This is a genomic window from Azospirillum sp. HJ39 (assembly GCF_041507355.1).
In the GTDB taxonomy this organism is placed as follows: Bacteria; Pseudomonadota; Alphaproteobacteria; order Azospirillales; family Azospirillaceae; genus Azospirillum; species Azospirillum thiophilum.
Genome location: NZ_CP167911.1, coordinates 1,032,129 through 1,050,336, shown reverse-complemented (window position 1 = coordinate 1,050,336; position 18,208 = coordinate 1,032,129). Strand labels below are relative to the sequence as shown.

General features: G+C 68.3%; 14 protein-coding genes and 1 tRNA gene. 2 read left to right on the top strand and 13 right to left on the bottom strand.

The genetic code is table 11. The annotated features are described in order from the left end of the window. Positions 1–465: 465 nt before the first annotated feature. The 12 genes from ABMY26_RS18325 to ABMY26_RS18270 form a co-directional block, all read right to left on the bottom strand. Positions 466–2,502 carry an amylo-alpha-1,6-glucosidase gene (locus tag ABMY26_RS18325; protein WP_372398612.1) on the bottom strand — a complete coding sequence of 679 codons (2,037 nt, stop codon included), beginning with the start codon at positions 2,500–2,502 and terminating at the stop codon, positions 466–468. A 25-nt stretch (positions 2,503–2,527) separates the two neighbouring features. After that, a complete protein-coding gene (gene treZ / locus ABMY26_RS18320) occupies positions 2,528–4,567 on the bottom strand; it encodes a malto-oligosyltrehalose trehalohydrolase (protein WP_372398611.1) in 2,040 nt (679 codons plus the stop codon). 160 nt (positions 4,568–4,727) lie between these two features. Continuing rightward, positions 4,728–4,982: a hypothetical protein gene (locus ABMY26_RS18315; protein ID WP_372398610.1), complete on the bottom strand. Its 255-nt coding sequence runs from the start codon at positions 4,980–4,982 to the stop codon at positions 4,728–4,730. Between the two features lie 49 nt (positions 4,983–5,031). Further along, positions 5,032–6,267: a zinc-dependent alcohol dehydrogenase gene (locus ABMY26_RS18310; protein ID WP_372398609.1), complete on the bottom strand. Its 1,236-nt coding sequence runs from the start codon at positions 6,265–6,267 to the stop codon at positions 5,032–5,034. Continuing rightward, positions 6,264–7,109 (bottom strand): SRPBCC family protein, encoded by an 846-nt coding sequence (locus ABMY26_RS18305; RefSeq protein ID WP_372398608.1) that lies wholly within the window; start codon positions 7,107–7,109, stop codon positions 6,264–6,266. Before ABMY26_RS18305 ends, ABMY26_RS18310 begins: the two co-directional genes overlap by 4 nt. A 410-nt stretch (positions 7,110–7,519) precedes the next feature. Further along, a complete protein-coding gene (locus tag ABMY26_RS18300) occupies positions 7,520–8,437 on the bottom strand; it encodes an anti-sigma factor (RefSeq protein WP_372398607.1) in 918 nt (305 codons plus the stop codon). A gap of 14 nt (positions 8,438–8,451) precedes the next feature. Further along, positions 8,452–8,961, bottom strand: coding sequence for a sigma-70 family RNA polymerase sigma factor (locus tag ABMY26_RS18295; protein WP_045580489.1), 510 nt, complete (start codon positions 8,959–8,961; stop codon positions 8,452–8,454). Positions 8,962–9,223: 262 nt separating this feature from the next. After that, positions 9,224–10,897 (bottom strand): tetratricopeptide repeat protein, encoded by a 1,674-nt coding sequence (locus ABMY26_RS18290; protein ID WP_372398606.1) that lies wholly within the window; start codon positions 10,895–10,897, stop codon positions 9,224–9,226. A gap of 43 nt (positions 10,898–10,940) precedes the next feature. Then, positions 10,941–11,016 (bottom strand) — tRNA-Ile (locus ABMY26_RS18285). Positions 11,017–11,148: 132 nt separating this feature from the next. Beyond that, complete coding sequence (gene rpoD, locus ABMY26_RS18280) at positions 11,149–13,161, bottom strand: RNA polymerase sigma factor RpoD (RefSeq protein WP_372398605.1); 2,013 nt, start codon at positions 13,159–13,161, stop codon at positions 11,149–11,151. A gap of 170 nt (positions 13,162–13,331) precedes the next feature. Continuing rightward, entirely contained in the window at positions 13,332–15,248 is a 1,917-nt protein-coding gene (gene dnaG, locus ABMY26_RS18275; RefSeq protein WP_372398604.1) for a DNA primase, read from the bottom strand. 193 nt (positions 15,249–15,441) lie between these two features. Next, positions 15,442–15,906, bottom strand: a complete 465-nt coding sequence (locus ABMY26_RS18270) for a GatB/YqeY domain-containing protein (RefSeq protein ID WP_372398603.1) — start codon at positions 15,904–15,906, stop codon at positions 15,442–15,444. Between the two features lie 380 nt (positions 15,907–16,286). Here ABMY26_RS18270 and carA point away from each other — a divergent pair, with 380 nt between their 5' ends. Continuing rightward, a complete protein-coding gene (carA, locus tag ABMY26_RS18265; RefSeq protein ID WP_372398602.1) occupies positions 16,287–17,459 on the top strand; it encodes a glutamine-hydrolyzing carbamoyl-phosphate synthase small subunit in 1,173 nt (390 codons plus the stop codon). A gap of 60 nt (positions 17,460–17,519) precedes the next feature. Here the strand turns inward: carA and ABMY26_RS18260 are convergent, their stop codons facing one another. Then, complete coding sequence (locus tag ABMY26_RS18260) at positions 17,520–17,804, bottom strand: hypothetical protein (protein WP_372398601.1); 285 nt, start codon at positions 17,802–17,804, stop codon at positions 17,520–17,522. A gap of 50 nt (positions 17,805–17,854) precedes the next feature. Between ABMY26_RS18260 and ABMY26_RS18255 the strand changes: the two genes are divergently transcribed. After that, complete coding sequence (locus ABMY26_RS18255; protein WP_372398600.1) at positions 17,855–18,193, top strand: HNH endonuclease; 339 nt, start codon at positions 17,855–17,857, stop codon at positions 18,191–18,193. Positions 18,194–18,208: the final 15 nt, after the last annotated feature.

Genomic DNA, 18,208 nt, shown 5'->3' with positions numbered 1-18,208 from the left:
CAAACCGATTACCCCGTTGGACCGGGGCCATCCCTGCCATTGGTCGAAAGCACAGGCAACCAACGGACAGGTACCGACGAACAGGCCCCAGGAAGGCGCGGCGGAAGGCATGACCGCCAGCGAGGCCCGCAGTCTCCACAGAGGCTGTGGATAACTGTGTGGGCAAGCCGTGGGCAGCCCCGATTCGCATTAGGCGATTCAAGGGCCTCACGGTGTTTGCCCAAAAATCAGGCAATTAACGTAAATGCCTGATCTATAAAGAGAAACTACTATTCATGCCTTGGGAAGCCTGGGCTGCGTGTCAACCGAAATCTGTCACATTCCAGCCGGCGCGTCGATTTCACACCCGATTGTGCCCTGTTGACAACTGCTTCCAAGGCCATTGCACCATTGTTACAGGGGAGGCAACCTTCGTCTCGGGCCCTATGCCCTTCGTCGGAAACGGGGCCGCAGCGGCCTGCCGGCCTATCCGTCCGTCTTCACCCAGCAGCGCAGGACCTCGGCCACGCTCCAGGCCTGGGAGATGCAGCCGCGCGGTGTGAAAGGGGCCTCGGCATCGAAGATTTCGCTGATGGTGCCGATGCCGGCCTCGTCCAGATGGGGCAGGAACCCCTCCAGCAGCCCTCGCGCCCCCGCCTTGTCCTCCGGATGCAGCTTCAACCACGCATCGACATAGGGGCCGATCAGCCAGCCCCAGACTGTGCCCTGGTGATAGGCTGCGTCGCGCGCCCGCAGGTCGCCGAAATATTTGGCCTTGTAGTCATGGCTACCCGGCGCCAGCGACCGCAGCCCGACCGGGGTGAGCAGCCGGCTGCGCACCGTCTCCACCACCGGTGCCCACCGGTCGCGCTCCAGCACCGGATTGTCGAGCGAGACGGCGAAGATCTGGTTGGGCCGGCACGCGATGTCGTCGCCATGCTCCCCGTCCACCACGTCGAACAGATGGCCGGCCGACTGGCACCAGAAGCGGGCGTTGAAGGAGGCGTATACCCGATCGGCCAACTCGTCCAGCGGCTGTGCCGCGGCCTCGTCCTCCTCCTCGCGCAGCCAGCCTGCCGTCAGGCGCAATGCGTTGTACCACAGGGCGTTGATCTCCACCGCCTTGCCCCGGCGCGGCGTGACCACCCAGTCCTCGACCTTGGCGTCCATCCAGGTCAGCTGATATCCCTCTTGGCCCTGGCGGAGCAGCCCGTCGCGGGGATCGACGCCGATGCCGAAACGGGTGCCCCGGCGGTGGAAGTCGATCACCTCGCGCAGCCTTGGCAGCAGCAGCCGCAGCGTGTCGCGGTCGCCGGTGACGCCCAGATAGCGGTTCAGCGCATGGAAGAACCACAGCGTGGCATCCGCCGTATGGTACAGCCCGCGATCCTTGCCATCGGGGAACATGTTGGGAATCAGGCCGTCGCGGATGTAATGGCCGAAGGTGTGCAGGATCCAGCCGGCCTCCATGTGGCGGCCGGTGGCCAGCGTCAGTCCTTCCAGCGCGATCATGGTGTCGCGGCCCCAATCGGTGAACCAATGGTAGCCGGCGATCACCGTCCGCACCTCCTCGCCCTCCGCCCGTGCCCGCATCTGGTCGGCGACGCGGCCGGCCGGCAGGAACAGGAAGCTATCGGCGGATAGCACGAGGTCCGCCATTGCGCCGGCGCGCAGGGACGGGTGGGCATTCTGGATGATGCGGCGGCGGCGTTCCGTCTCGAAGCCCAGCACGTCGCCCGGCGGCAAGGCTTCCAGCCGCCACCACTCCTCGGTCGCGGCGGCGAAGGTGATGCTCCGCCCGGCACTGACCTCACCGCTGAAATAGCCGGGCGTCCACAGCGAGCCGCGGGCCTGGTAGCCGCGTTCGTCCTCCACCCGGTAATAGATCTCGCGGCGAATGCCGCCGTCGAGCGTCATGGAGAAGTCCCCGCCCTCGATCGCCATGCGCAGGACCGGCAGGTCGGGACCGGCCGACACCTCATAGCGCTGGCCCTCCGCCATGATGCGGTAGGCGCCGGCCAGCGGCCTGTCCACCGCCGATTCCTGTGTCCGGAAGGCGAGCACGGGGCGCAGCCGCAACTGGACCGCCTGTCCGGCTTCCAGCACACGATAGGTGACATGCACGATGTTCTGTCCGTGCGGCAGCACGATCTGCTTCTCGATCAGCACGCTGCCGGCACGGAAGCGCCAGACCGGCAGGCCGGATTCCATCCGGAATTCCTGCAATGCCGCGGTCTGTCCATCCTCTCGGGGGTCGCCGCTCGCCTCGCGGCTGCTCAACCAGTAGTCGCGGCCGTCGGCATCGACGACGGTGTCGCTCAACTGGCTCAGCATCAGCACCCGGCCGAGCGGTGCCGGCAGCGCCGCGATCAGCAGCCCGTGGTAGCGCCGGGTCACCGCCCCCGAAACCGCCCCCGATGCGTAGCCGCCGAGGCCGTTCGCGACGAGCCATTCCCGGGTTCCCGTGCTGTCGGAACCGTTCTCGAGCACGTCGTGCGACAGGGTGCGAACGAAATCAGACATGATGAACCTGCGATCTGCTGTGCGTTTACCTGCTTTTGGAAACCACGATGACCGGGGTCGTGTTGCCCCCGGCACCGTCGCTTTCCCTCGGGAAGCCGCGCGCCGGGCCCAGCACCAGGGCGGCATGGCCGGGCAGCCGCCATGCACCGCCCGGCCGCTCCACCGGCGCAGTTCCGCACCCGCCATAGGCAGGCTCCTCGCTCGACCAAAGCAAAGTCCAGGCTCCGTCCGCGGGCGGGGCAAGCAGCGGCTCGGCCAATACGGGCAGCGTCAGGTCACGGCCGAGATTGACCAGCAGCAGCCGGTCGCCGCCCTCTCCGCCCCCCTTTTCGCCGTCATGGAAAAAGCGCAGGACGAAGGCTTCCTCGCCCAGAACGGCGCCATCCAGTCCACCCACTTGGCCACTCTCCGGCCCGCCGCCCCGCTGAGCGGAAAAGACCGGATCCTCGCGGCGCAGCCGCAACAGATCGCGGTGCAGCGCCCAGACACCGGCATTGCTTTCCCGCTCCCGGTGGTCGAGCTTGCACCGGGTGAAGCTGTCCTCGGCGTCCGGCCTGGGCAGACCGTCCAGCATCGCCGGATCGGCGATGCTGGCAAACTGGCTCAGGAACTCCGCCCGCCCCTTCCCGACCATGGCCGCCAGTTCGGGCTGGTGATCGGCGAAATAGAGGAATGGGGTACTGGCCGCGAATTCCTGTCCCTGGAACAGCATCGGCGTGGCGGGGCCGAGCAGGGTCAGCGCCGTCATCGCCCGCATCCGGCCCGGCGTGGTCAGCGCATGCAGGCGCAGGCCGCGGGCGGAGTTGGCGATCTGGTCATGGTTCTGCAGGAAGGCGACGAAGGCCGGTTGCGGCATCCCGAAGGCCGGCATGCCGCGGCGCTTGCCCTGCCAGCCATACCATTGGCCCTGATAGAGGAAGCCGTATTTCGCCGCCGACACCAGTTCCTGCGGCGTGCCGCGGTAGTCGCTGTAATAGGCCTCCATCCGGCCGGTCAGCGCCACCATGGCCGAATGGTGGAAATCGTCGTTCCAGATGGCGCAGAGCCCATAACCGCCCTCCCCTTCCGGCTTCGCCATGCTGGAATGCTGCGGCTCGTTCTCTCCCACCAGGATGGCTGCACGATGGCCGGCGGCCTCGCGCACGACACGGGAGATGTCGGTCAGGATGTGCGGGGAGCTGCCGTCGAAGATCGACTGGGTGGCGTCGAGCCGCAGCCCGTCAAGATGATATTCCCCGATCCAGAAGGCTGCATTGGTCAGGAAATACTCGCGCACCGGAGCGGAATCGGACCCATCGAAGTTGATCGACGCGCCCCAGTCGTTCTTGTAGCGGTCGGTGAAATAGGCCCCGGCGAAGCATTTCAGGTAATTGCCGTCCGGACCCAGATGGTTGTAGACGACGTCGAGGATGACGGCGAGCCCCAGCCGGTGCGCCCCGTCGACGAAGCGGCGCATGGCGTCGGGATCGCCATACAGGTGCGTCGGCGCGAACAGGTTCACCCCGTCATAGCCCCAGCCGAAGCGGCCGGGAAAGTCCGAGACCGGCATCACCTCCAGCACCGTGACGCCGAGTTCGGCCAGCGCCGCGAGTTCCGCCAGCGCCGCGTCCCAACTGCCTTCCCGGGTGAAGGTGCCGATGTGCATCTCGTAGATGACCTGACCGGCGATCGGCCGGCCGCGCCAATCCTGGTCGGTCCAGGCGAAGCGGTGCGGATCGACCAGTTGCGAGGGGCCGTGCGGCCCGTCCGGCTGGAAGCGCGACATCGGGTCGGGATAGAGCCTCTCCCTGCCGTCCAGCCGGAACCGGTAGAGCGCTCCGGCCTCCAGTCCCGGTACCGCGCCGGAGAAATAGCCGTTCCCCTCGCTCTCCAGCACCGCGGTGCGCCCATCCGGCTCGACCACCAGTTCCACCCGCCCCGCCTCGGGCGCCCAGACCCGCGCATGGGCACACGGCAGGGCGCACGGAAGAGCGCTGCCGGGCTGCACCTCCACGCCGATGGGCCAGCGACGCGACGTGTCGGCGGGCGGATGTTCGGCAGACGGAACGGTGGCAGACTTCCCCAAGGCGGGCCTCCCGGACTGGATGGTCGGAGCTGGCATATCCTCCCTGCTCAACAGCGGCGGAAGAGCTTGGTCACAGCCATATGGAGGAAATTGCCCGGATCCTGTCCCTTTGCGCCGGCGCTCTTCGGAGCCGGCCTCTCCGGCGCCCCGGCTGCCGCCGTCAGACCCTCTCCCCGAAGCTCCCTGCCGCCGCGTCGATCACCAGCGGATGGGCGCGCAGGGCGGTCAGCGCCGCTTCGGCCCGATCGGCGGCGACGTCCAGGGTGACGAAGACGTCGGTACGCCGTCCGCGTTCGGCGTCGCGTTCCTCGCGCGCGGTCTGGACGACGGCACCGAAGCGGTCGCGCAGGGTGCCGACGATCTCGGCTTCGACACCACGGCCCCGCTCGGCGGGATAGGCGTAGATCAGCTCCATATCGGCTCTCCCCAGTCTCAGGAATGCCAGGCCTCAGGAATGCCAGGCCTCAGGAATGCGGGGCGAAAACGACGCGCAGGCAATCCTCGGCCCTGTCCTTGAACAGGCGGTAGCCCTGCGGCCCGTCATCCAGAGGCAGGCGGTGCGTCATCAGGTAGGACGGATCCAGTTCTCCCTTCCCGATATATTCGAACAGGTGCTTGGCTGAACACTGGCCGTTCTGCCGCCCCATGCGGAAGGCCAGCCCCTTGTTCATCGCCGCCCCAACCGGGAAGCGGTCGATCAGCCCACCATAGTCGCCGACGATGGACAGGGTGCCGCCCTTGCGGCAACTCTCGATCATCTGCCGCAACACCGCCGGCCGGTCGGTCCGCACCCCCACCGCCTCCCGCTCCACCGCCTGACCGGCCATCCGGCCGACCGTCCGTCTGGCGCGGTCGTACAGGTCCTCCGCCGGGTTGGAGACGCCATCGCCAGAATTGTCGTCGGCGTCCATTCCGACAGCGTCGATGCAGGCGTCGGGACCACGCCCGCCGGTCATCGCCTGCAACGCGTCGAAGACGTCGACGCGGGCATAGTCCAACGTTTCCGCCCCCGCCCTCATCTGGGCGGCGCGCAGCCGGCCGGGAACGCGGTCGATACCGATCACCTGTCCGGCGCCCAACAGGTGGGCGCTGCGGATCGCCATCTGGCCGACCCCGCCGCAGCCCCACACCGCCACCACGTCGCCCGGCCTGATGCCGGCCATCTCGGCGGCCATGTAGCCGGTCGGCACCGTGTCGGACAGGAAGACCGCCGTCTCGTCGCCGATCCCCTCCGGCACGCGGATGGCGTTGAAGTCGGCATAGGGCACGCGGACATAGTCGGCATGGCTGCCGGCATAGCCGCCGAAGGCGTGGCTGTGGCCGAAGAGGCCGGCACCGCAATGGCCGTAGGCGGCACGGGCATCCTCCGGATTGGGGTTGGAGTTGTCGCACAGCGCGCTTTCGCCGTTCCGGCAATGGCCGCATTGGCCGCAGCCGATGACCGACATGACGACGACCCGGTCGCCGCGGTTGAGATGGCGGACCTCCGCCCCCTTCTCCACGATCTCGCCGAGGAACTCGCGGCCGATGATGTCGCCCGGCCGCATGGTCGGCACATGACCGTCGACCAGGGGCAGGTCCGATCCGCAGACCGACGACAGCGTCACCTTGACGATCGCGTCATGCGGATTGACCAGCACCGGGTCATCCACCCGCTCCACCCGCAGGTCGCCGGGGCCGTTCCAGCAGAGCGCCTTCATTCCGTCGCCTCCCGCGAATCGCCGAGGCCAGAGCCGAAGGCCGAGCCGGACGCCCCCAGCCCCGGCGAGCCATGTCCGCGCGGCTGGCGGTCGATGGTCGACAGCTCACCTGTCTCGACCCGCTGCTTCAGCCGGCGCAGCGCCTCCTCCGCCTGCATCTGCGGGGTCACGCCCAGCAGCGCCGCCACGTCCGATGCCGGAACGCGGTAGACCAGGGTCAGGCGCACCTCCGTCCCGCGGTCGCCCGGCGCCGGGCCCAGCATCAGCGAGGCACGGTGCGGCAGCGCCGTCTCGCCCACCGTGTGCCAGGTCAGCAGCCGGTCCTCGTCGACACGGTCCAGCACGCAACGCCAGTTCAGGGCTTCCCCGCCGGGCATCCCGCCGGCTTGCACGATCCAGCGGCTTTCGGTGGCCGACAGCACGTCGACCCTCTCCAGTTGAGGCATCAGCTTCGCCAGGTTGGCGAAGTTGCGCCAGAAGCGGAAGACCGTTCCCGGATCCGACGCGACGGTGACGACCGCCTGGGTGCGCTCCGGCGTCAGCATATGGCGGCGCGAACCCGGCCCGCCGCTGCGCCATGCACCGGCTTTCGGCTGCGCGGTCAGGATCTGCGCGGTCAGGGGCCGCAGCCCCAGGGCACCGGCGGCGAACAGCCCGGCACCGCCCAGCGCGATCATCGCCCCGCCCCATCCCGGCCGCCGCAACCCCAGCACCCCCAGCATGGCGCCGCCCATCATGGCAAGCCATCGCCCGCCGGGTCCCGCAACCCCGTCCGTCGCGGACGAAGGCGGAATGGTCGGCTCCGGCCGGCGGCCGTACCCGCTCAAACTGTTCGACGCCATCGCCGCTCCTTTCCCGTCTGTCCAATCGCTGTGACTGGAGAACAGCCGGGTTGCGGCTTCGTTGCCTATCGCAAAGGCGGTGGGGCATCCGGCGTGTGGCAACCACGCCGCCCGTCGCCCGGCTATGTCGGGGAAATACAGACCGGAAGGGAGGAAGGCCGTGCTCTGGGTCGGCGGAATCGGCGGCGGTTTCGATACGCCGGCAAGCAGGCTCTAACCGCGGTTGGCCGCCGACTGACCGCCGACAGGATCGCCTCGCTGCGGCCTGCGCTTCCGCGACCCGCACGAGCTGGAGGAGGCGTCGGAGGCTGTCTGCCGCAAGTTGCGCGACTGGCTGAAGGCGACGCGGCTGGAGCGGTAGAGGCTTTTGAAGAGGCGGAGAGGGCGCCCGGCGGGCGCCCCCCGTGGCGTCAGCTGTCCTTCGGCTTCTGCGTGTCGCTGACCGGCTGGACGCCGGCCGGCTGATCCTGCTGCTGTTGGGGCTGCTGCTGTTGGGGCTGTTCGGGCGGCGGCTCGCGCCGCGGCGGCCCGGCCTTCACATCCTGGAAGACCGCCTTGGCGATCTCCAGCAGCTCCTCCTTCGACAGGCGGCCGGCCAGCGCATAGGCCAACGGCCCCTCGACCCAATAGAAGGTGGCGACGTCGCCGTTCTGGGTGAAGCTGAAGTTGGACTGGTTGCCGCTCTGCGGTGCGCCGACGAACAGGGTGATCCGCTTGTTGGCGTCGTTGGCGTACATGTACTGCGCGCCGGCGCCCATGTCGGTCGGCAGCGACCGGCCGCCGATCAGGCGGTAGCCGACCCGGCCGAGGTCGGGGCCGAAGACGTCGCGGCCCATGCGCTTGGACAGCCAGCCATTCAGCTCGTCCTGGTTGTCGGCCCCCAGCTCCACCTGGAACCGTTCGTCGGAGGTGTAGAAGCGGTGCGCCTGGGTCGCCTCCTGGGCGAAGGTGGCCAGGGTCTGGCGCTGCTGGGCGATGGGAGCGGCCGCCTGCTGATCGGCGCCGCGGCCCATCCAGCCGCCGGCCGCACCGGCGACCACCAGCATCACCGCAGCGGCGAAACGCACCAGCGGCCGGGCATGCCACGCCGGATGGTTGTCGTTGCGGGCGATGCGGCCCTTCAGCCGGTCGGTCAGATCCTGGACGGTGTCGCCCGGCGGTTCCCGCAGGACAGAATCGAACATCTCGTGCAGGAGCATCGCCTGGGCGCGATAATCCTCAACCCGGCGCGCCGCCTCGGAATCGTCGGCCAGCCATCGTTCCACCGCGAGGCGGCGGTTTCCGTCCAGCTGGCCATCCACGTAGGCGTGGAGTTCGTCCTCTGACACCCGATGCGCATTCATCACTTCACCCGCCGGAGGGTGACGCCACCCTCGTTCGCCAGTTTCGCCCGCACCGCCTCCCGCGCCCGCGACAGGCGCGACATGACGGTTCCGATCGGCACGCCGAGCGTATCGGCGACCTCGTCGTATTTCAGGCCCTCCAGCGCCACCAGAAGAAGCACCTTGCGCTGCTCCTCCGGCAACTCGTCGACCGCACGCATCATCTCGCGCAGCTCGACCCGCTCTTCCTGCCGGGCCGGGGTGACCAGCTTCGATTCGACGTCGGCGACGTCGACCTCCTGCGGTCGGGCGGCCTTGGAACGGACCTGATTGACGTGGACGTTGTGCAGGATGGTGAAAAGCCACGCCCGCAGGTTCGTCCCCGCCTGGAAGCTGTCGGCCCGCGCCACCGCGCGGGTCAACGCCTCCTGCACCAGATCCTCCGCATCCGCGCCGTTGCGCAGCAACGCACGCGCGTAGCGCCGCAAGGACGCGATGTGGACCTCCAGATCGACCCCGAATTTGCTCAACCGCGCACCCGATCCTTACCGATCACGCCACGGCTCACGCCATGGCCTTCCCCGTCGGCCGCAAGGCGGCCGGATGGGACGACAAGGGCGCCGCATGTCCAGGGCCGGGCCGTTCCATCCGGCCTTGCGGCCGAGGGAGAACCCGATGCATATGGGGGCGAACGCCTGCCGCGCATCCTTTATTCCAGACTTTGTCGGGCTTGCAGCAAAATTCATGCGCAACGGCCACGCTTGTGCCCAAAAGGCTTCAGGCTGGCCGGTGTCAGTTGCCCGCTAAGGCAATCCGCCGCTCCGCGAGCGCCGCCAGATCGGCCCGCAACCGCGCCACCGGCCCCGACCAGTCGCCGGGAACAGTCTGGCGGTAAAGCCGCGCCGTCGGATACCAGGGCGACTCCTCACGCTCGCGCAGCCAGCGCCATTCCGACCCGGCATGCAGCAGAACCGACACCGGCCGCCCCAGCGCGCCGGCAAGATGGGCCATGAAGGTGCAGGAGCTGACCACCATATCGAGCCCTTCCAGGGCCGCCGCGGTGGTGTCCATGCCCTGCAACTCCCCGCCCCAATCCACAATGCCTGCGGGTAACGGCAATCTGGCCATGTCGTCGCGTCCCTGGCCGAACTGGAGCACCACCGCCGTCACCCCCGGAATGTCGAACAGCGGCAGCAGCGGCGCCAACCGGGGCGAGCGGTCCCGGTCGTAGTGGAACTGCGCCGAACCGGCCCAGACGATGCCGACCTTCAGCCCCTTCACCCCGGCGGTCCGCCCGGCCCAGCGGCTCATCGCCGCTTCCGACGGGCGGAGATAGGGAATGTCGGCCGGGATGTCGTCCAATCCGGTGCCCATCCGGTGGATCAGGCTCATCACATGGGCATGCATGTCGTAAGGCGGCAATTCATCTTCATAGCCGAAGGCCGCGTCGACGACGCCGGAGGACCGCAACAGGTCCAGCAGGTTCTCCTGGCCGCAGAACAGCACCCGCATTCCCCGCGCCCGCAGGATGGGTGCGTAGCGGATGAACTGGATCGCATCCCCCAACCCGCGGTCGGCATGGACCAGCAGGGTTGCTCCCGGCCGGATGCGGCCATCCCAGTCCGGCCGGTCGAAGCGCCGCGGCGGCTGGAACAGCGGCAGCCGCACTCTTTCCTCGTAAAGCGCCGCTCCCTCGCGGACGCGTCCCATCAGCATCAGCGCACTGCCCTGCCCGACCGGTGCCTCCGCCAATGCCGGGTCAAGCCTGCGGGCATGGGCGAATGCCGCCACCGCCGCTTCCGCCCGATGCCGTTGCAGGTGCGCGAATCCAAGGTTGCTCCAGGTTGCCGCGCCGGCCGGATCGAGCACCAGCGACCGGCGAAGCGCCGGCTGCGCCTCCTCGATCCGGCCGGCCTCGACCAGTTCCGCCCCTGCCGCGGCCCAGGCCGTCGCCGTGCCGCGAAGCCGCGCCAGCCGGAACAGCTCGGTCGCCGCCTCCGGCATCGCCTGCCGGCGCAGGGCTTCCGTCAGATTGTTCAGGCTGCGCCCATGGTCCGGCGCCAGCAGCAACGCCAGCCGGTAAAGCTGCAGCGCCGCCGAACCGTCGCCGCTCCCCAGCCGCAAGTCGGCCAGGTCGCAGAGCAAGTCGGGCGCCAGCGCGCCCGCCAGCATCGCCCGATGCAGGACGGCCATGGCCTCGCCCGCCCGCCCCAGCCGCTTCAGGCAGGCGGCGAGATTGCGCGCATAGGCGGGATTGGCCGGCGCACAGCACAGCGACCGGCGGAACGGCGGCAGGGCGCCTGCCGCATCGCCACTGCCGATGGCCGCCACGCCCAGGATGCTCCACCCGTCGCCCCGCCCCGGGTCGAGCGCCAGCGCCTGCCGCAACAGCTTGCGCGCCGCCGCCGGCTCCCGCCGCTGCAACGCCGCCGCAGCCGATTGAACGAGTTGGAGAGCATCACCCACGACCAAGACCCCCGATCAGAGTGTTGGGTCGTTCGGGAAAAAATGGTGGGCCCGGCCGGATTCGAACCGACGACAACACCGTTATGAGCGGCGCGTTCTAACCGCTGAACTACAGGCCCAACCGCGGGCCGCACTCTGCGACAAAGGCCGGGGGAAATGCAACCCCTCGTTCTTCGATCCGTCCACGAAATCCACATGCGAAAACGGAGGCCGAAAGGCCTCCGTTTCGCTACGAACCATGCCGCTCCCGGTCAGGTATCCAGGAAGCTGCGCAGCTTGCGCGACCGCGACGGGTGCTTCAACTTGCGCAACGCCTTCGCCTCGATCTGGCGGATGCGCTCGCGGGTCACGTTGAACTGCTGGCCGACCTCTTCCAGCGTGTGGTCGGTGTTCATGCCGATGCCGAAGCGCATGCGCAGGACACGCTCCTCGCGCGGGGTCAGCGAGGCCAGTACGCGGGTCGTCGTCTCGCGCAGGTTCGCCTGGATGGCGGCGTCGAGCGGCAGGACCGCGTTCTTGTCCTCGATGAAGTCGCCGAGATGCGAATCCTCCTCGTCGCCGATCGGCGTTTCGAGCGAGATGGGCTCCTTGGCGATCTTCAGGACCTTGCGCACCTTCTCCAGCGGCATCATCAGCCGCTCGGCCAGTTCCTCCGGCGTCGGCTCGCGGCCGATCTCGTGCAGCATCTGGCGGCTGGTGCGGACCAGCTTGTTGATCGTCTCGATCATGTGGACCGGGATGCGGATGGTCCGCGCCTGGTCCGCGATGGACCGGGTGATGGCCTGACGGATCCACCAGGTCGCATAGGTCGAGAACTTGTAGCCGCGCCGGTACTCGAACTTGTCCACCGCCTTCATCAGGCCGATGTTGCCCTCCTGGATCAGGTCCAGGAACTGCAGGCCGCGGTTCGTGTACTTCTTGGCGATCGAGATCACGAGGCGCAGGTTGGCCTCGACCATCTCCTTCTTGGCGCGGCTCGCTTCCTTCTCGCCCTTCTGGACGGTGGAGACGATGCGGCGGAACTCGTTGATCGGCAGGCGCGCTTCCTCGGCGACGTTGGAGATCGCCTCGCGCGTCTTGCGGATGTCGCCGTCGTACTTCTCCGCGAACTTGCCCCAGGTCTTGGGGTTCAGGCCACGGATGCGCTCCAGCCAGTTCGGGTCCAGCTCATGGCCGAAATACTGGTTGAGGAAGTCCTCGCGCTTTACCCGGCAGTCGGTTGCCATGCGCAGCAGACGGCCTTCGAAGCCGGTCAGCTTGCGGTTCAAGGCATAGAGCTGCTCGACCAGCTGCTCGATGCGCTGGTTGTTCAGCCGCACCGTGTTCATCAGCTCGACCATTTCGAGCTTCAGCTTGTCGTACTTCTTGTCGGTCTGCTTGGCGACGTCCTCGCCGCGCTGCATCGCCGCCATGCGGGTCTCGTGCAGCTTGTGCAGCTTGTCGTAGGTCGCCTTGATGTTCTCGAAGGTCTCGATGACCTGCGGCTTCAGCGCGGCTTCCATGGCGGACAGCGACAGGCTGTTGTCGCCCTCTTCGCCTTCCTCACCCTCTTCGCCCTCGCCTTCCGCCCGCGGCGGACGGGGCTCGTCGCCCTCCTCGCCGGCAGGCGCCGCCTCGGCCGCCGGGCCGGGGCCCGCGACAGTGGCGCCGGCGGCTTCCACCGCATCGACCAGGCCTTCCGGGATCCCCTCGCCGTCCGGGCCGCCGCCATAGGTGGCGTCCAGGTCGATGATGTCGCGCAGCAGCATCTTCCCTTCCATCAGGGAATCATGCCAGTCGAGGATGGCGCGGATGGTCAGCGGCGATTCGCAGATCGCGCCGATCATCATCTCGCGCCCGGCCTCGATGCGCTTGGCGATGGCGATCTCGCCCTCGCGCGACAGCAGCTCGACCGACCCCATCTCGCGCAGGTACATGCGCACCGGGTCGTCGGTGCGGCCGATGTCGTCGTCGTCGAGATTGCCCGACGAACGGCCTTCGCCCTCGCCTGCCCCCTCGCCGCTGTTCTCCGAATCCTGCTCTTCCGATTCGACGATGTTGATGCCCATCTCGGACAGCATCGCCATCGTGTCTTCGATCTGCTCGGACGAGGACGAATCCTGCGGCAGCGCTGCGTTCAGCTCGTCATAGGTGACATACCCGCGCTCCTTGCCACGGGCGATCATCTTCTTGACGGCCAAACCCATGCCGTCCATCAGAGGACCGTCTGCGGATTCCTCCCGCGTTTCGGAAACTTCCACGCTGTTCGCAGCTTTCGTGGCCATGCGATCGGTGCCCCCGCATTACCCCATTGAAAAAAAGACGACAGGAGCGCCCGGTCCCGGTTCCCCGGCCCGTCCGCCCCACCCCCCAACCGTGCAACTACCCAGAACCAGCCATGCGGCCCCGTCCCATCAACCGATGCCAGATTGCCGACGATACGAACCATCAACCGTCAGACATCGTCAAAGTCACCATCATCCGTCATACCCAGGCCGGACTTTATGACCTCCTGCTGAAGAGCCACGACCCGCGCGAAGTTTGCCTCGCTGTTGTCACGGGTCAGAGCCGCTTTCGCTTCCCTAAGATCGTCGAGCACCCGCTCATGGTGCAGGTGCCGCCACGCAGGCCACCATCCCTTCCGGGCGTCCTCGGTAGAGGCATCCGGACGGGCGAAGCCAGCATGGACATAGGTCGACTCGCCTAGCAAAGCGCCGACCATGGCCTCATGGCCGGCGGATGACAAGTGGCGACAAAGCGCTTCGGCGTCAAGTGTCGAGTCGTCGTTGCGGTCGTCGGAAAGGCATTCGATGACGGCCCAGCGCAGTTTTTCGAGCTCCGGGTCACCGAACGGCAACAGGCCGAACGGCTCGGTCAGTTCGCCGAACAGCTCCGGGTGATTGATGATGGTCGCCAGCAGGATCCGCTCGCGCATCGAGGCGAGGCGGGAGACACGGCCGCGCCCCTCTCCCGCCGGCTTGGACGTGAGGCGGCCCGGCACACCCGGCACATGGCGGCGCGGCGGCTCGCCGAACCGGCCGCGCCCCTGCCCCTGCCCCGGCACCCAGGGGCCGCGATTGTAGGCGGGCCGCGCGGGCGCGAAGGCCTCGTCGACGCGGCGGCGCATCTCGGTGCGGTAGAAGCTCTGGACGTCCCGGTCCGCGATGGTGGCGACGCGGGCTTCCAGCGCCGCCTTCACCGCCGCCTTGGCCTCCGGCGTGTCGGTCGGCCTGCCCTCGCTCTCCATCCGCCACAACGCGTCGGACAGCGGGATGGCGGCCTCCAGCACGGAGCCCATCGCCTTGGCCCCCTGGGCACGGATCAGGCTGTCCGGATCCTCGCCCTCCGGCAGGAAGGCGACGCGGGCCGACTGGCCGGGGGCGAGGTGCGGCAGGATGCGCTCCACCGCCCGCCACGCCGCGCGCCGGCCGGCATTGTCACCGTCGAAACAGAGGAAGGGCACCTTCTCCGCCGCAGGAATCAGCTTCCACAGCTCCTGCACCTGGGTTTCGGTCAGCGCGGTGCCCAGCGGCGCCACCGCTCCCTCGAAACCGGCGCGGACCAGGGCGATGACATCCATGTATCCCTCGGCGACGATCACCGGCTTGCCGTCGGCCGCCGCCTGCCGCGCCCGCGACAGGCCGTAGAGCAGCGTGCCTTTATGAAAGAGCGGCGTATCCGCGGTGTTGACGTATTTCGGCCCGTCGCCTTCCAGGATGCGCCCGCCGAAGGCCACAACCTGTCCACGCCGGTCCGTCACCGGAAACATCACGCGGTTGCGGAAAAAGCTGTAGGGCGCCCGGCCGTCGTCCGGCCGCTTCAGCAGCCCGGCATTGACCATGTCCTCGTCGGAAAAGCCCTGCCTGCCGAGATGGATGCGCAGTGCGTTCGAATCGCCGGGCGCATAGCCCAGGCGGAAACGCGCGATGATGTCGTCGTCCAGCCCGCGGCGCACCAGATACTCCAGACCCGAGCGGCCGGCCGAACCGTGCAGCTGCTGTTCGAACCAGCGGGTCGCCTGCTCGACCAGATCGTGCAGGGTCTTGCGCCGTTCGTAGCGCTGGCGGTCCTCCTCCGTCGGGCGCGGCACCGGCAGCCCGGCATCGCCGGCCAGATGCTCCACCGCCTCGGGGAAACCCAGATTGTCGTGGCGCATGACGAAGCCGATGACGTCGCCATGGGCACCGCAGCCGAAACAATGGAAGAACCCCTTCTGGTCGTTGACGTAGAAGGAGGGAGACTTCTCATTGTGGAAGGGACAGGGCGCCTTGAACTCCCGCCCGGCGCGGATCAGGCGCAGGCGTTTGGACACCACCTCCGACAGCGTGAGCCGGCTGCGCAGCTCCTCCAGGAATTGGGGCGGGAAAGCCATGGTCGGACGGTCACCGGAGCGAGTTGGGCAGAGCGAGTTGGGCGGTGCGGATCGGGCGCCGGACGCCTCAGGGCGCAAAGCTGCGGCAGAGGCATAGTATGGGGATCAGGGCCGCCGGCCCCAAGGCCGCAGGGGCCGGCCTGGCCCTGATAATCGCCCCGCGGCGGCCGGTCCGCCCCGTTCGCCCGGCGGACTATTTGCCCGACAGCCGCGCCTTCACCAGGCCGCCGGCCTTGGCAAAGTCCATCTGGCCGGCATGGCGGGCCTTCAGTTCGGCCATCACCCGGCCCATGTCCTTGATGCTGGACGCCTCCAGCTCCGCCACGATGGAGTCGATGGCGGCAGCGGCCTCCTCCTCGCTCATCTGCTTGGGCAGGAAGCGTTCGATCACCCCGATCTCCTCGCGCTCCTGCTGGGCGAGTTCGGGACGGCCGCCCTGGTCGTACATCGTCGCAGATTCGTTGCGCTGCTTGATCAGGCCCTGCATCATCGACAGGATCTCCGCCTCGTCGATGCCGTCGGTCACCCCGCGGGAGCGGGCGGCGATGTCGCGGTCCTTCAGACCGGCCATGATCATGCGGATGGTGGAAACCGCGCGCATGTCCTTGGCGCGCATCGCTTCCTTCAGGGACTCGGTGAACCGCGTGCGCAGCGTCATGTCCTGTCTTCCTTGTTCGTCGTGCCGTGCCGGACGCGCCATGCCGGGAGAACCGGCCGCCCGTTCGGGAGCGGGGGACTATCCCCGAAAGCGCCCGCCGATTTCCACACAAAATGCCGGACTTTGCCAGCGGCCTTGGGTCGCCCTGCAACGCGGCCCAAGGCTGCCCTGCAAAGCTATTGCTGGAAATCCGCCGGCCGATTGTCATATAGGATGTCCGGCCCACCCGATAAGCCCACTCGATCCCGCACCACCGTCCTTTCCGGCGGATGCGGGGTGCGAGCGGTTCCGTGTGCGCGCCCGGCGGGACGCTAGGCCGTCGCCGTTCCGCCGATCAGCCGATCAGTCGCCGGCCGCGGTTTTTGGGAAGGTTCATAGGAATGACTGTCGCCACTCCCCCCTCCGACGAAGCGGTCCACACCGGCGTGCTTGTCCTGGCCGACGGCACGGTGTTCCGCGGCCGAGGCATCGGCGCCACGGGGGATTCGGTGGGCGAGGTGTGCTTCAACACCTCCATGACCGGCTATCAGGAGATCCTGACCGATCCCAGCTATGCCGGGCAGATCATCACCTTCACCTTCCCGCACATCGGCAACACCGGCGCCAACGCGGAAGACATCGAGACGATCACCCCGGCCGCCCGCGGCCTGATCCTGCGCGCCGACATCACCGACCCGTCCAACTGGCGCGCCACCCGCCATCTCGACGACTGGCTGAAGAGCTACGGCCTCGTCGGGCTGGCCGGCGTCGACACCCGCCGGCTGACCCGCCGCATCCGCGACCTCGGCGCGCCCAACGGCGTCGTCGCCCATTCGCCCGACGGCATTTTCGACATCGAGGCGCTGGTCGCCAAGGCCAAGGGCTGGCCGGGGCTGGAGGGCATGGACCTGGCCAAGGACGTGTCCTGCCGCCAGACCTACGACTGGACCGAGGCCGGCTGGACCATCGGCGGCGGCTATGCCACCCAGGACAAGCCGCAATACCATGTCGTCGCCATCGACTATGGCGCCAAGCGCAACATCCTGCGCTGCCTCGCGGCATCCGGCTGCAAGGTGACGGTGGTGCCGTCGACCGCCACGGTCGAGGACGTGATGCGACACAGCCCCGACGGCATCTTCCTGTCCAACGGCCCCGGCGACCCCGCCGCCACCGGCGAATATGCCGTGCCGACGATCAAGGGCCTGCTCGACACCGGCGTGCCGATGTTCGGCATCTGCCTGGGCCACCAGATGCTGTCGCTGGCGCTCGGCGCCAAGACCGCCAAGATGCAGCAGGGCCACCGCGGGGCCAACCATCCGGTCAAGGATCTGGCGAGCGGCCGCGTCGAGATCACCAGCCAGAACCATGGCTTCGTCGTCATCCCCGAGACGCTGCCGGCCGAGGCCGAGGTCACCCATGTCAGCCTGTTCGACGGCACCAACGAGGGCATCCGCCTGAAGGACAAGCCGGTCTTCTCGGTGCAGTACCATCCGGAAGCCTCGCCCGGCCCGCAGGACAGCCACTATCTGTTCGACCGCTTCGTCCAGCTGATCGCCGAGAAGAAGGCGGCCTGAACCGGCATCCGGCCGTCAGGAGGAAAAAGGGGGGAGCCGTCACCGCGGCTCCCCCCTTTCCTATGGGTCCGAGCCCGGCTTTTTCTCGGAAGACGCAGGTGCGGCGGGTTGGGTGCGCGGTTGGATCCGCTGGATACCGCCGTAGCAGGTCGTGCCGCCGCGGCCGCCCGGAGAGCCGGCGGCCTGGCCATAGTCGGTGCAGTCGGCAGATGGACCGGCAGCCTTGCCGGCGGCATTGTCGGCGCTCTTCCCGGCCGTCGTCGGGCTGGCTGCCTTCTGGTCGCGAGGCTGTGATTTGCGATCGTCCACAGTGGCCTCCCGGAGGTTGCGGACCATATGGATCATGGTCCCTCCAGATCAGCCAACATGGGCAACGCCCGCCGGTTCCGAACGACATGCGCCTTCCGGACGATCCCTTTCCCGCCAGGCCCGCGCCGCCGGCCGAACCCGAACGGCCCGCCTGCCCGCTCTGCGGCCGCCCGATGGTGCCGGGCGGCAGCCTGAACGACCATCACCTGATCCCCCGCACCTATGGCGGGCGCGAGGCGGTGACGATGCACCGCATCTGCCACGCCAAGATCCATGCGGTGCTGACCGAACGGCAGCTGCGCGACCAATATCACGAGATCGATGCCCTGCGCGGCCATCCCGACCTCGCCGCCTTCGTCCGCTGGGTCCGCCGCAAGCCGCCTGAGTTCGTCGACGGCCACGCCACCGACCGGCGGCGGCGTTGAGCCCCTCTCAAGCCC